Origin of the sequence: Pontibacter mucosus, assembly GCF_003054055.1 — a bacterium.
Classification (GTDB): domain Bacteria; phylum Bacteroidota; class Bacteroidia; order Cytophagales; family Hymenobacteraceae; genus Pontibacter; species Pontibacter mucosus.
The window spans coordinates 232695-246892 of the sequence record NZ_QBKI01000004.1 but is presented as its reverse complement, the minus strand read 5'-3'; the positions used below and the strand labels follow the sequence as shown (position 1 = coordinate 246892).

Here is a 14198-nt window from a genome sequence, read left to right as displayed (position 1 = left end):
GGGAGCTTAGAGAGCAGCACAGCGAGGCTAGGCCAGCAGTGCAGGCAAATTGTATCTGGGTAAACATATATTTCCTTTGGCGATTATTCTGGTCTAAGCTCATACGAGAGTTATAGGTAATGGTTACAACGATGGCGCACTTGTTCCACCGGCGGCAAACCTAGCCAGCGGCAGGGGATTAATTTAGGATGAGCCCGAAAAATACTTAATTTTGCCATATAACAATGAATAGCTCAATCTGATATGGAACTTAAGAAAATCGCTTTAAATGATGTGCACGAGGCGCTGGGCGCTAAAATGGTGCCTTTTGCCGGCTATAACATGCCTGTGCGCTACTCATCAGATATAGAAGAACATAAGACGGTGCGCGAGGCAGTTGGCATCTTCGACGTGTCGCACATGGGCGAGTTTATACTTCGTGGCCCCAAAGCCCTGGACCTGATCCAGCGCGTAACCACCAATGATGCCTCTAAACTGGCGGACGGAAAAATACAGTATTCCTGCCTACCAAACGAGGAGGGCGGCATCGTGGACGACCTTTTGGTGTACCGCATGGCTGAGGAAGAGTACCTGCTGGTGGTAAACGCTTCTAACATCGAAAAGGACTGGAACTGGATCAGCAAGTATAACACCGAGGGCGCGGAGATGGTGAACATCTCTGATGAAACCTCCCTGTTTGCCGTGCAGGGGCCTAAAACCGTTGAGGCGCTGCAACCGTTGACCAAGATCGACCTGGCCAGTATGGCTTACTATACGTTTGAGCGGGGCGAGTTTGCCGGTGTGCCGGATGTGCTGGTGTCTGCAACAGGCTATACTGGTGCGGGCGGTTTTGAGATCTACGTGAAAAACGAGGATGCCCGCAAGGTATTCGACGCGATAATGGAGGCTGGCAAGGCGCATGGCATTAAGCCAATCGGCCTGGGTGCCCGCGACACGCTGCGTCTGGAGATGGGCTTCTGCCTCTACGGTAACGACATCGACGATACCACCTCCCCGCTGGAGGCTGGCCTGGGCTGGATCACCAAGTTTGACAAGGAGTTTGTGAACTCAGAGAACCTGAAGGCGCAGAAAGAGCAGGGCGTAAGCCGCAAGCTGATTGGGTTTGAGATGCTGGAGAAAGCTATTCCGCGCTCGCACTACGAGATCGTGAACGCTGAGGGCGAGAAGGTGGGCGAAGTGACCTCCGGCACCATGTCGCCATCGCTTGGTAAGGGCATCGGGCTGGGCTACGTAACCAAAGACTACAGCAAGGTAGGCACCGAGATAAGCATCCGCGTGCGCAACAAGGACATGAAGGCACAGGTGGTAAAGCTGCCTTTCGTTAAGAAATAGCTAATGGTTAGTAGTTGTTAATTGTTCGTTACTACATTCTTACGAACAACTAACAACTACTAACGAATAACAAATACTTATGCCAAGTATAGATGTGTGTTTCAGCCCGGAGCTGCTGCACTTGTATGATTTGAAGGGAAAGGCTGTGGTGGCTGTGGATGTGCTGCGGGCTACTTCTACCATGGTAACAGCCTTTGCGGAGGGGGCTTCTCACATCTTCCCGGTGATGGAGCTGGAAGAGTGCCGTGGATTTGCCGAGCGCGGTTGCCTGACAGCCGCGGAGCGTAACGGCATCAAAGCCGAGGGTTTTGACCTGGGCAACTCCCCGTTCGCATACATGAACGGGAACGTGGCGGGGCGCGACATCGCGATCACGACTACTAACGGTACGCGTGCCATCCGGCTGTCGGAGGCGGCAGAGGAGATTGTGGTGGGCGCTTTCCTGAACCTGCAGGCGGTGGTCAACCACCTACGGGAGCTGAACCTGGATGTACTGGTGGTTTGTGCCGGCTGGAAAGGCCAGTTTAACCTGGAGGACACCCTATTTGCCGGCGCCCTGGTAGAGCGGCTGAACGATAGCTTTAGCTACGAACATGACAGCGCCCTGGCTGCGCTATACTTATACCAGACGGCCAAGCAGGATCTGGTGGAGTTTCTGCGTCAGTCCTCGCACGTGCGCCGCCTAGAGCACCTGGAAATCCACAAAGACATCGAGTTCTGCCTCCGCCACGACGTGTACGATGTACTACCCGTTTGGCGCCACGACAGGCTGGTGGACCTGGTGAGAGTTGGGGAAGTTAAGAGTTAGAGAGTTTAGGAGTTAGAAAGTTAACTCTCTAAAGTATAAAACGGGAGCGGCTGGCATTTTAGTAGTGCCAGCCGCTCCCGTTTTATACTTTATGACTTTCTGCCGCAAGTTTAGCGACAGCGTAACTTGTGGCTACGTATGAGGCAAGTTTTCAACTTGCTTTCTGCGTAAGCAGAAAAGCGCAGGTTGGTATATACTTTATAACTGGATTGGCCACGGCTAAAGTATAAAGTATAGCTATAGCCTTTTTGCGCCATTGTTGGTGTTTTCACCAACAATCTATACTTCGGCAAACTGCAGGGGCGAAGTATGAAAGCTGTTTAATCAAAGTATAAACCTGTTCCAAAGCGAGTCTGGAGACTCGCAGCACACCGGGCGGCACCGGTTGGATACCGGCGCCAGTGGTACTTGTTATACTTGTGCACGAAAGTAAATCTGCACCAACTAGATTTTATACTTTCAAACTTTCTAACTCCCAAACTCCTCAACTCTCTAACTCCCAAACTCCCAGGGCTTACTTGAGCTTTTCGTTTTGTTTGTGGCGGTTGCTGTCGCGGTTGGTTTTCTTTTCGAGGTTTTTCTGCAGCGCTTCGGTCAGGTCTACACCTGTTTGGTTGGCCAGGCAGATAAGTACGAACAACACGTCGGCCAGCTCGTCGCCCAGCTGCTTGCCCTCGTCGCTTTTCTTGAACGACTGCTCACCGTACTGGCGGGAGATAATGCGGGCCACTTCGCCTACCTCTTCGGTAAGGATGGCCATGTTGGTGAGCTCGTTAAAATAACGCACCCCGTTCTCTTTGATCCACTGATCTACAATGGCCTGTGCTTCGGCTATGGTCATGCTTAAAAAAGGTCTTTCTGCTTGGTGTCCATCACAATCGTCACCGGGCCGTCGTTCAGCAGCGATACTTTCATATCAGCCCCAAACGCACCTGTCTGCACCGGCTTGCCCAGCGCCTCTTCCATCAGTTGTACAAAACGTTCATACAAAGGTATAGAAACAGCCGGAGGAGCGGCGTTGATGTAGGAGGGGCGGTTGCCTTTTTTGGTGCTGGCGTAAAGCGTAAACTGGCTGATGACCAGGGCTTCGCCATCCACATCCTTTATACTCAGGTTCATCTTGCCCTCGGCATCGGAGAAAATCCGCAGGGCCGCTACTTTGCCGGCCATCCATTTCAGGTCTTCCTCGGTGTCATCGGCGCTGAAGCCGGCCAGCAGCAGCAAACCTAAACCTATTTCTCCTTTTGTGGCGCCTTCAATCCGCACGGCAGCCTGCGTCACCCGCTGAATCACAATTCGCATAGTATGCTATACTTTGGTTCGGGGCAAAGATAGCAAAATGAGGTGAGGGGAACTGGAAGAATGGGAGCGGACGTACGTATGAAGTGAAATCTGTCGGACTGCATGCAGCCTGGCACGTACAGCAACGGTTCAGCTGTGTAACGATTCGGCCTCAGCCCTAATCCACATACCCCTCATACAGGATGCGCGTTACCTTGCCGCCCTGCATAAAGAAATGCAGGCTCATGGGGGCGCCTTCTCTGGCCGAGGCGATAATTTCGGTGGGAGTCTGGGTAATTTTCAGGTCGCCGCCCTGGCTGCGCAGGCGCTTGAGCAGCTCTGCCTGCGGCATGCCCACCCGAAGGTTGTCGCGCAGCACGATGTCGGCGCTGCGGATGTCGGCCATTTGCAGCAGCAGCTCGCCCGAGTAAGACGGGGCGTAGAACTCCAGGGCCGATTCGCCGGAGCGGATAGTATAAATCGTGTCGGTTACACCGGCGTTGTGGCGGTTCTCGATGGCTTCGGCGTCTACGGTAAAGTCAGCGTGGATGCGATCGAAGTAGCTGGTAAGGTCGTTGCTCTGCTCCAGGGTGGCCACAAACGGATTGCCCAGCAGGTCAAAGGTATTGGCGCTGGCTACTGTGGTGGTATCGGTGTCGGTAGCGCTGCGGCGCACCACAGGCGGCAGCTCGGCCTCTTCTTCTGTGGCATTGTCGGTGCAGGCAGTGGCAAAGGTGTGTATAAACAGCAACAGCAGGAGCAAACGGGCCTTCAGACCGCAGGCGTGGCTTATGCTGTGAGGGCGGAGGAACATAGTGAACGTTAAATATAGTAGAAAGTGCAGGTAAAGTATACTTACATACGAGGATCAACCGCCCAAAAGTTTATAAGTTTTAGCACACCGCCCGATGGGTTGTTTTGGCCTGGGATAAAGTATAATTTGGCGGCAAAGATGATAAAAAATGAACACACAGCAAATAGCGCTCGTCACTTATAAAGACGCGGGCAAGTATACAGGGGTATCGGAGGAGGAAAATGCCCGTCTACACCAGTTTCTGACGCAAAAAGGGCTGCAGGTAACGCTCGAAGTATGGGACGACCCGGCCGTGGACTGGGGCAAGTATGAGCTGGTGCTGCTGAAATCGCCCTGGGATTATTTCGACAAAATCGGCACTTTTTATACTTGGCTGGATAGGCTGGAGGAGCTGCGGGTGCGGGTGCTCAACCCGATCAGCATCGTGCGCTGGAACGCGGACAAGCGCTACCTGGTGGAGCTGCAGGAGAAAGGCGAGCGGGTAGTGCCCACCCTGTGGCTGGAGCAGGGCAGCAGCCTGGACGTGGCCACCGTTTTCGAGCGACTGCAGTCGGATAAAATAATCGTGAAGCCGGCCGTGAGCGGAGGCGCCAAGAACACCTTTGCCCTTACCCCACCGGAGGCCGAAGCGCAGGCCGAAAGTATAAACAGCCTGCTGCAGCAGGAGAGCTTTCTGGCGCAGCCCTTCATCCCCGAAATCCAGACCAAAGGCGAGTGGTCTTTCCTGTTCTTTAACGGCGAATACAGCCATGCCGTGCTCAAAACCGCCAAGGCCGGCGACTTTAGGGTGCAGCATTTCTTTGGTGGAACGATACACACCCCGGAGCCGCCGGCGCACCTGCTGGAGGCTGCCCACAACCTGGTAGACAAGTATGCCCAGGGCTGCCTCTATGCGCGTGTGGACGGCATAGAGCGCGCCGGTGAGCTGGTGTTGATGGAACTGGAGCTCATAGAGCCTTTCCTGTTTATGGCCACCAGCGAGGGAGCCATAGAGCGGTATTACGAGGCACTGGCAGCGCAACTGCAAACCAACAGTATAGCTTAGACTTTCTCGGTACTGTGGAAGACAAGTAGCGGCACCTGCGCCTCCAGCACCAGTTTTTTGCTCAGGCTCGGTTTAAAAATGCTGCTGAACAGGGAGCGCTGCTGGTTGGTGACGGCAATCAGGCCGATGTGCTCGCGGGCCACAAAGTCCTGCAGGGCATCGGCCACATCATCCTCGCTCGGAAGTATGGCAAACTGCAGGTTGTTGTCGGGCAGGGCGGCGTAAAGCCTTGCCTGCAGCTGCTCCATTTTAAAACTGTCGTCCCGCTCCGAGTCCTGCGTGCCGATGTGGGTGCAGAGTATCTCGGGGTTAAACGGCTTTAGCAGCTGCAGCAGCACCGTAATCGCCTCGGCGTCGGTCTTGTCGAAGTCGGTGGCGTAGAGGGCGCGGTGCAGGCTAAAATCTTTGTAGGATTCCGGCACGGTTAAGAGCGGCACTTTGGCGTCCTCTACCATTTTAGTCGTAATAGTGCCGAAAAGGGAGCGGGCGATGTTGTCCTCTCCCTTGGTGCCCATCAGCAGCAGGTCAGGCTTGTAGCGGCTTATCTCGTCGCGGATCACGTCTTCCGCCAGGCCATTGATAAAAGCTTGCTTCAGTTGGGTGTGGTTGCTGTGTGTGTGGGCCTCAGCCAGTAGCTCCTTGTACAGCTTTTCGAGCTTTTCCTGCTGCTCCTGCTGGTTGAGGTGGAGCACGCGGTCCGTCATCATCTCCGAGCCGGGGCTCAGGGGGCTGTAGCCCGTATCCGTGGTCGGGTCGTCGAGCTGGGGCTGTAGCAGGTAATCGCTGAAGCAGTGCAGCAACAGAATCTCGGCCTGGGGCAAGGCAGCGCACAGGTGCAGGGCATAGCGGCAGGCATTCGTGGAGCTTTCTGTGAAGTCAACGGGTATCAGTATTCTGAACATATAAACGTAAGGGTCTTTGATTTTAACTTGGATGATGTATACGTGGTAAGTCGCAAAAGGAGGTGCGCAGATGGCCAAACTATACCGGTGCCCCGGCGCGTCGACCGTGTAGTTCAGAATTTTCTCCTATTTTTGTAGCTCCACAGCGCTTGCTATGCCAAAACGCCTTGTATTAATCTTTGTTGGCTTCGTTATACTGGCCTCCCTTATCTTCTACGGGTTTAACCGCTGGAAGGCCTCGCAGGAGAAGGTAGACCTTTGGACACTGGTGCCTGAGGATGCGGCGCTCGTGGTGGAGACGAACAACCATCAGCAACTACTGGAGCACCTGCGGGAAACAAACCTGTGGGAGAGCGTGGCGATGCTGCCTGCCACGGCAAGCCTTTCCGACAACCTGGTCTACCTGGATAGCGTGGCCCCCGGCAACCAGCGCCTGGACCGCTTCCTCAACGAGAAGCATATCCTGACCTCGCTGCACGTAGAGGGTGGGGCCGAAACGAGGTTCGTGTTTTACGTGCCGGTAAACTCCGTGGGCGAGCTCCGCTTCATGCGCACCCTTGCCGAGAACATCAACAAAAGCGACATCTACGAGCAGAACTCCCGCGATTACCAGGGCCAGTTGCTCACCAGCATCACCAACAAGCGCAACGGCAGCAGCTTTACCTACTTTACCTTTCATAACAACATCATCCTCAGTTCTTCGCCGGCTTTGGTGGAGGAGATAGTGCGGCGTTCCTCTCGTGGCATACCCGTTTCTGTGGCGGCAGATTTCAGCAATGTAAATTACCTGAGCCAGCCCGATGTGTACGCCAACGTGTTTGTGAACTACCGGGCGCTGCCCGATTTGCTGGGGCTTTTTCTGGAGAAGGAGCTGATGCCGCAGGTGCGCTACCTCTCGTCGCTTTGCCAGAGCGGCATGCTGGAGCTGAAACTGAGGCAGAACCGCATCTTCCTGAACGGTTTTTCTGTGCCGGAGCGGCTGAAAAACTCACTGCACAATACCATGCAGCCCCAAAAGCCGCAGCCACTGGGTATAAGAGGCTATCTGCCCAACAACACGGCCATGATACTGCACTTCGGCCTGCAGGATGTATCCAAGCTGCGGCAAGGGCAGGTTGCAGCCACGGCATTAGCAGACAGCCTGTCCCGCGGCCTGAGCAAGGAGGCAGCAGTGGTGTACCTGGAGTCGAACAGCATAGTGCAGAGCCCCGAGAAGCTTATCTATACCCATACAACTAACCCTGCCCGCACACAGCGCCTGCTCAGCAACCTGGCCGCCAGCCAGCAGGAAGAACCTTATACTGAGAAGTATGGCAAGTATACCATTCGGTTGTTGGATGTACCCAACCTGCCGGAGCAATTGCTGGGGCGCGTGTTCAAAGGTTTTGAGCAAACGTATGCGGTGCAGTTGGACGATTACCTGGTCATGGCCGAAGAGGCTGTTACGCTGCGGCACCTTCTGGACGACATTGCCAAGGGCGATGTCTGGAGCGAGTCTGGCGTGCAGAAAGCTTTTCTGGAGGAGGCGCAGCATGAGGCAAACCTTAGCTTTTTCCTGAGCAATGCCAACGCCTGGTACCTCCTGAACCGCTACACCCGGGAAGACGAGCGGGAAGACCTGCTGCAGAATGCTACCCTGATCAAGCGCTTTGCGCAGGTGGGGCTGCAGTTTTCGCTGGTAGAGAATGACGGACGCTACTACACCAGCCTTGTCATCCGGCGGCCAGACCAAATCAAGCCTGACAGCCAGGACGGTTTTGAGGAGGTTGAAAGTATAGCGCTGAATAACCGGATCGACACGCAGCCATTTCCGGTGCAGAATGCGGTAACCCGCACCCGGGAGGTAGTGGTGCAGGACTCGGCGAATGTGCTCATCAACATCACAGACCAGGGCAGGCGCGGCTGGACCGACAGCCTCGGCACCGCCCTTCGCAGCGACATCAGGCAAATAGAGTATGGGGCCGATAAAAAGCTGCGTTACCTGTTCATCACGGCCAACCGCATCCACGCTATCAATAACCAGGGCGCGCCTCTGGTAAACTTTCCGTTTAACCTGCCGGATACAGTGGAACTGCAGCACCTGGCCGTGTTCGACTATGAGAAGGATGGAAATTACCACCTGCTGGTAGACGACAGTTTCGGGAACCTGTATATGTTTAACATGCAGGGTGCTGCGGTGCAGGGCTGGCAGCCACGCCGCATGGATTACCGCCTGTCGGCAAGCCCGCAGCACGTGCGTGTTGGTGGCCAGGATGTGGTGCTGGTGCCCCTGCAGAATGGCTATATCTATGCCCTAAGCCGCACCGGCGACACCTACCCGGGCTTCCCCATCGACCTGAAGGTGCCCCTAACCTCGGGGCTGACGATTAAAGCCGGGGCAGACCTGCAGCGCACGGAGGTAACGGCAGTAACCCGGTATGGCAATGTGATCACCTTTAACCTGCAGGGCAGGGTGCTGCGGCAGCAACAGCTGCACCGCCCGAGCAAACGGGCCATGTTCGATCTGGTGCCGGAGAGCAGCAACGGCCGCTCCGCCGTAATCGTGCGGCAGGAAATGGGGAAGGTGGCCATTTTTGACCAGGACCTGAAAGAGGTGTTTGAGAAGCGCTATGTCACCTCAGCCCCTAAAATTGTGCAGTACTTCCGCTTTGGCAGCGTGAACAGAATCTACGCCATCACCGAAACCGGGCCAGGCAAAACCTACCTTTACGACGCCAACGGCAGGCTCATCGGAGGGCGCTCGCTGGAGACCAGCAATCCTGTCACCATCTTTTACAACGACATCACCCACGATTATACTTTATACTATACCTTCGGCAAGGAACTGAAAAAACTGCGTTTCAAAGTAGGAGAGTAGGTGAAAACTCGAAATAAAATAGCCATGTTGCACCACTCCATTCAGGCCAGCCTTAACTAGGGCACTGATAAATAAAACCGCTATGAAACGATTTATACTTTTGTTGTTTATCTCCAGCACGATATTTTTCGGCTGTTCAGAGAAAGATACTCCTGAGCCTGTTTTATTTGCACAGTTTGAGTCCGTTGCGGCACAGTATACTATCAATAAAGAAAATCATACTGCTCCTCAGTTTATTGGAGGCACCGCCAGTTTTGTGTACAAGGGCAATAGAATTGTAAAGCGAATTGGGGGCTACATCGGTGCTGTAGGTGCGGGCGGCTACGCAGGTATATATATAGATGCGATTTATGATGAGGTAGAATATACTTCGGCAAATCTCATTACATTAAGAACTAAAGATGATATCGGTTACCTGGACGGTTCTGTGAATAAGAGGGAAATTATACTTGAAAAAGGTCTTATCAAACAGAAGATAACCTACGATGATAAAAGCAATCACGCATATACTGATACCATATTCTATTTCTACGACTCCCAAAGGAGGTTGCAAAGTACAAAGCAGGGCTTAAAGCATAGAATAGTTGAGAGAGATTATTTTTTTGATAGTAACGGCAATCTACAGAGAATAGTGGGTGTCGAAAAATCCAGGTATGATGATACGGTCCTATCGAAAACTGAAGAGTTGTTCGGAGGCTATGACGACAAACCCAACCCTCTAAAAGGACAGTGCCTGTGGCAGGACTTACTCTACAGAACCCTATCCACAAATAACTTCACCACATATTCTTATAAAACGGAAGGAGCTTCTGAAAGTAAAAGTTGGGTGCTGGTTTATGGTGATGATGGACGTGTGGATTATTCAAACTGATTGTACCGCTCCTCTTCCTCTAAAAGCTCCTGAACCAGCCTTTCCGGTAGAAGAAGTATAGCTGCAAAAGTATAAGTATGGCCATCAGCCCCACCAGGATGGGGTAGGAGTAGGGCTGGTAAAGTTCGGGCATGCTGTACGGGAAAACCTGACCCGTTTCCGGATCCTGGCGCGCGAAGTTCATCCCATACAAACCCACAATAAAACTGAGCGGAATAAAGATGCTGGAGATGATGGTAAGCACTTTCATGATCTCGTTCATGCGGTTGCTCACCGTGGACATGTACAGCTCCACCAAACTGGAGGCCATTTCCCGGTGGTTCTCTACCAGGTCTATCAGTTGGACGGCGTGGTCGTAGGCGTCGCGGAAGTATACTTTCAGGTTTGCGGGAATGGTGGTTTCATCCATGCGCAGGAGTTCGTTCATCAGGTCGCGGGCGGGCCAGGTAATGCGGCGCAGCTTCACGAGCTCGTTCTTCAGGTCCAGCACCTGGGCAAGTGTTGTTTTGGACGGATTTATAAGAACCTGCTGCTCCATTTCCTCTATATAGGCACCAATATCGGCCATCACCGGGAAGTAGTAGTCCAGCACGACGTCGAGTATGGCATAGGCAATGTAGGTGGCAGGGCGCTGGCGTATGATGCCCTTGCCGGCCCGGATGCGGTCGCGGAGCGGGTTCAGGCAGTCGCCGTAGTCGCTTTGCAGGCTTAAAACGTAATTAGGTCCGGTAAAGAGCGAGAACTGGATATCGTCCAGAGATCTGAACTCCGGCGACCAGCGCAGCATGCGGGTAATTATAAACAGGCGGTTATCTCCGAACTCCTCTACCTTTGGGCGCTGGTAATCGTTAAGCACATCCTCCAGTTGCAGGGCATGCAGCGCGAAATCCTGCATCAGCTTCTCCAGCATGACCTTGTCGGCGTACCCCCTGATGTCGATCCAGTGCCTGGCGTTGGGCAGCCCTTTCACTTGTCGCATCAGCTCGTCGTAGGTGCCAAACTCATGCTCCTCAAACAGATCCTCGTTAAACGACATCAGGAAGAAGCGCGGTGCAAATGCCTCTGAGGAGATGACCAGGGAGCCTGGTTTCACGCCGGCCTTACGTTCCAGGATCTTGTTTCGGCGCTGCTGCCTGTTTCGCTTCGACATAGGGTGAGAGAGTTTAGGAGTTTGAGAGTTGGGGAGTTAGAGAGTTAAAGAGTTGCTTCCGGTGAAAACGGATACTTTTACGCCTTCTATGTCCTGTAGTTTGGTGGTGATCTCATCCTGCAGCTTGCGGCGCACCTCCAGTGTCAGCTTGCAATCAAGCTCGAACTGCTGGTCGCGCACGGGCAGGTCGTACTCCTTTACCAGGCTCATCACGTCATTCATCTGCGGGTAGGCATAGTGGGCCTGCAGCAGCACGGTTTCGTGTTTCTCCACGATGGTGGCGTTGGCCAGCGCATCGGCTGTCGATACTTTGTAGGCATTAATCAAGCCGCTTACCCCTAGCTTGGTACCCCCGAAGTAGCGCACCACTACCACCAGCACGTTGCTGAGGCCGGCGGAGCGGATCTGGCCAAGTATAGGGTCGCCGGCAGAGTGGTTGGGCTCGCCGTCGTCGTTGGCGCGGTAGCGGCTCTGGTCGGCCCCCAGGATGTAGGCATAGCAATGGTGGCGGGCATCGTAGTACTTCTTCTTCAGCTCCGCGATAATTTCCTTTACCTCCTCCTCGGAGTACACCGCATAGGCCAGCGCAATAAACTTGCTGCCTTTCTCCTTGTACAATCCTTCGGAAGGCTCGGCTATGGTTCTGTAGGTATCTTCCATGGTACGCTGGTTGCAATCCTGCAAGTTAACCAAAGCGCAGCAAGGGTAAAAATTATCGGCATCTCTTCAAAATCGTTACATTTGCAGCGATACCATACTTTATACTTTTGCCAGCTAATCCATACTTGCTCACCTTTCACCGCGCCGGTAGTTTGGGCACTGGGTTCATCACCAGCACCCAGTATGCCGACGCCATCCCGTTTGAGGTAAAACGCGTGTTCTGGACCCAAGCCACTCCGCCGGAGGTAGAGCGCGGGCACCATGCCAACCTGGCCACCGAGGAAGTGCTGATTGCCCTGAGCGGAAGTATACACGTGCTGACAGACACCGGCCGCGAAAAGCAGGCGTTTACGCTTACTGATTCAACGCAGGGCTTATACATCCCGGCCATGTGCTGGACTGAGCTGCGTTTTTCGGATGGAGCCGTGGCCCTGTGCCTTGCCTCCACCGACTTCAGCGAAGCCGATTACATCCGTGATTATAGTCGCTTTAAACAGTTGGCGGCGCATCAGGAGTTGTAGAAGTATACTTGTTGATTGTAAATTGTCTGAATCAGGATTTAAGGATTGGCAGGATTAAAATTCACTCTTTCACTCATTCAAAACTCCCCAACTCTCTAACTCTCTAACTCCCTAACTCCCAAACTCTCCTATGCCTCTTCCATACTTTCAGTTCAGAGATTTTCCGGTTGGCTTGGAGGCGCGGGTGCAGCAGGCGGTGCAGGAGGCTGTGGCGGAAAAGCAGTTTGTGCTGGGGCCGCAGGTGCAGGCGTTCGAGCAGGAGTTTGCCACTTATTTAGGTGCAGAAACCGCCATCGGGGTAGGCAACGGATACGACGCTCTCGTGATCGCGCTGAAGGGTTTGGGCATTGGTGCCGGGGATGAGGTGGTGCTGCCGGTCCATACGTTTATTGCCACCATAAACGCGGTGCTGCAGGTGGGGGCCAGGCCGGTGCTGGCCGAGCCCGACAAGTATACCTACAACCTCACCGCCGAGAGGGCCGCGCCGCATATCACTTCCAAAACCAAAGCCATACTTGCCGTGCACCTCTACGGGCAGGTATGCCAGATGGAGGAGTTGCAGCAGTTGGCGCAGGAACATGATATAAAATTACTGGAGGATGCCGCTCAGGCGCATGGTGCCAAGTATAAAGGCCGTTATGCGGGAAGTATAGGCGATGCTGCTGCCTTTAGTTTTTACCCTACCAAGAACCTGGGCGCACTGGGAGATGCCGGCGCTGTGGTAAGCTCTGATGCACGTGTTTCGTCCTTCGCTGCCAGGTATAGGAACTATGGCGAGTCGCGCAAGTATAACTCCGAGCTGGTTGGGGTAAACTCCAGGCTGGATGAACTGCAGGCAGCGGTGCTGCGGGTAAAGCTTCGCCACCTGGAGGCGCTGAACCTGGAGCGGAAACGACTGGCACAAGTATACTTACAGGGACTGCAAAACACGGGCGATCTTATACTTCCGCACACGGCCCCGGACTGTGCGCATGTCTACCACATCTTCAATATCCGCACCCGGCACCGAGACGCCTTGCAAGCCTGGCTGCAAGCGCAAGGCATCAGCACGGCCATACACTACCCCTTTCCGGTGCACCTGCAGCCAGCCTATACTTTCCTGGGGCACAAAGCCGGAGATTTTCCCATTGCAGAAGAACTGGCCCGCACCAGCCTCAGCTTGCCCTTGTTCCCCGGGTTAACAGAAGCTGAGCAACAGCGCGTGGTGGAGAGGGTAAAGGCCTTTTTCAAGCGGTAGAGATCATCTCTGAACAGGGACTCTTGTAGTTCCGCGCCCAACCACCCCTAGCCCCTCCTTGGCTAAGGAGGGGAGCCTGTAGCTGCTCTGGCCAAAGTATAAGTTCTATAGCTGTTGTCCTCGCGCGGACAGGTCGCGACCTGTCCCTACAAAGTATAAACCCAGTATACAACTACACCCCTATTGAGCTTTGCTCGCAAGTTTCGAACTCTCGTTCTCACTTGTCCTCAAGGGGACAGTCTGTACTTTAATCATTCCCTGTCATCTCGAGTACTCTCGAGGCGGGAGCCGAAGAGAGCCAGCGTAGCTGTGAGAGATCTATCTGGAATTCTAAACAGATCTCTCCCATAGGTCGAGATGACAAAAAGCTGCGGCTATCGATTCTGCTCCCAGCCTTTGGGTTGAGCGCCTTCTAGATTTCTGGTGCCCGTTAAGGGCAGCCCGCAGCGGAGCGAGGAGCAGCTTCAGGCACACAGCGCGATGCCCGAAGGCGAGGCCTCCCGGCCTTGAGGGTACCAAAGTATAGATGCAACTGTAGGTATATAAGGCTGGAGGATGAACGGAAGCTAGTAAGGATAGCTTGTGTCAAATGGAAGGAAGCGGCGGCTAGGAAAGTATAACCCAAGTATAAAAAGACACGAGCTACAAGCTCGCGCCAGCAAAAGAAGCGGTGGTAAGGAAATTATAAACCGGCAAGTATAAAAGTATTGCTAAAGTATA

13 protein-coding genes are annotated in these 14198 nt (G+C 53.8%); 7 read left to right on the top strand and 6 right to left on the bottom strand.

The window, feature by feature from the left end; genetic code table 11:
* The first annotated feature begins 243 nt into the window (after positions 1-243).
* Entirely contained in the window at positions 244-1332 is a 1089-nt protein-coding gene (gene gcvT / locus C8N40_RS09755) for a glycine cleavage system aminomethyltransferase GcvT (RefSeq protein ID WP_108211589.1), read from the top strand.
* 79 nt (positions 1333-1411) lie between these two features.
* A complete protein-coding gene (locus tag C8N40_RS09750; RefSeq protein ID WP_108211588.1) occupies positions 1412-2140 on the top strand; it encodes a 2-phosphosulfolactate phosphatase in 729 nt (242 codons plus the stop codon).
* A gap of 514 nt (positions 2141-2654) precedes the next feature.
* Here the strand turns inward: C8N40_RS09750 and C8N40_RS09745 are convergent.
* From C8N40_RS09745 to C8N40_RS09735, 3 genes are all read right to left on the bottom strand, one after another.
* Complete coding sequence (locus tag C8N40_RS09745) at positions 2655-2981, bottom strand: nucleotide pyrophosphohydrolase (RefSeq protein WP_108211587.1); 327 nt, start codon at positions 2979-2981, stop codon at positions 2655-2657.
* A gap of 2 nt (positions 2982-2983) precedes the next feature.
* Positions 2984-3442 carry a D-aminoacyl-tRNA deacylase gene (dtd, locus tag C8N40_RS09740; protein WP_108211586.1) on the bottom strand — a complete coding sequence of 153 codons (459 nt, stop codon included), beginning with the start codon at positions 3440-3442 and terminating at the stop codon, positions 2984-2986.
* A 157-nt stretch (positions 3443-3599) separates the two neighbouring features.
* Positions 3600-4235, bottom strand: coding sequence for a hypothetical protein (locus tag C8N40_RS09735; RefSeq protein WP_108211585.1), 636 nt, complete (start codon positions 4233-4235; stop codon positions 3600-3602).
* A 148-nt stretch (positions 4236-4383) separates the two neighbouring features.
* On the opposite strand from C8N40_RS09735, the gene C8N40_RS09730 reads away from it, so the two are divergent.
* Positions 4384-5280, top strand: a complete 897-nt coding sequence (locus C8N40_RS09730) for an ATP-grasp domain-containing protein (protein WP_108211584.1) — start codon at positions 4384-4386, stop codon at positions 5278-5280.
* Here the strand turns inward: C8N40_RS09730 and C8N40_RS09725 are convergent.
* The gene (locus tag C8N40_RS09725) at positions 5277-6182 is read right to left on the bottom strand and encodes a universal stress protein (protein ID WP_146173545.1); all 906 of its coding nucleotides are present in this window, start codon (positions 6180-6182) and stop codon (positions 5277-5279) included. The genes C8N40_RS09730 and C8N40_RS09725 overlap by 4 nt on opposite strands.
* Positions 6183-6336: 154 nt before the next feature.
* Here C8N40_RS09725 and C8N40_RS09720 point away from each other — a divergent pair, with 154 nt between their 5' ends.
* A complete protein-coding gene (locus C8N40_RS09720; protein WP_108211582.1) occupies positions 6337-9039 on the top strand; it encodes a hypothetical protein in 2703 nt (900 codons plus the stop codon).
* 82 nt (positions 9040-9121) lie between these two features.
* Positions 9122-9910 (top strand): hypothetical protein, encoded by a 789-nt coding sequence (locus C8N40_RS09715; protein WP_108211581.1) that lies wholly within the window; start codon positions 9122-9124, stop codon positions 9908-9910.
* 19 nt (positions 9911-9929) lie between these two features.
* Here the strand turns inward: C8N40_RS09715 and corA are convergent, their stop codons facing one another.
* On the bottom strand, positions 9930-11060 hold the full coding sequence (corA, locus tag C8N40_RS09710) for a magnesium/cobalt transporter CorA (RefSeq protein WP_108211580.1): 1131 nt from the start codon (positions 11058-11060) through the stop codon (positions 9930-9932).
* A gap of 36 nt (positions 11061-11096) precedes the next feature.
* Positions 11097-11720 carry an IMPACT family protein gene (locus C8N40_RS09705; protein ID WP_108211765.1) on the bottom strand — a complete coding sequence of 208 codons (624 nt, stop codon included), beginning with the start codon at positions 11718-11720 and terminating at the stop codon, positions 11097-11099.
* Between the two features lie 107 nt (positions 11721-11827).
* Here C8N40_RS09705 and C8N40_RS09700 point away from each other — a divergent pair, with 107 nt between their 5' ends.
* Both C8N40_RS09700 and C8N40_RS09695 read left to right on the top strand, forming a co-directional pair.
* Complete coding sequence (locus tag C8N40_RS09700) at positions 11828-12241, top strand: sugar 3,4-ketoisomerase (RefSeq protein WP_108211579.1); 414 nt, start codon at positions 11828-11830, stop codon at positions 12239-12241.
* 130 nt (positions 12242-12371) lie between these two features.
* A complete protein-coding gene (locus tag C8N40_RS09695; protein ID WP_108211578.1) occupies positions 12372-13478 on the top strand; it encodes a DegT/DnrJ/EryC1/StrS family aminotransferase in 1107 nt (368 codons plus the stop codon).
* Positions 13479-14198: the final 720 nt, after the last annotated feature.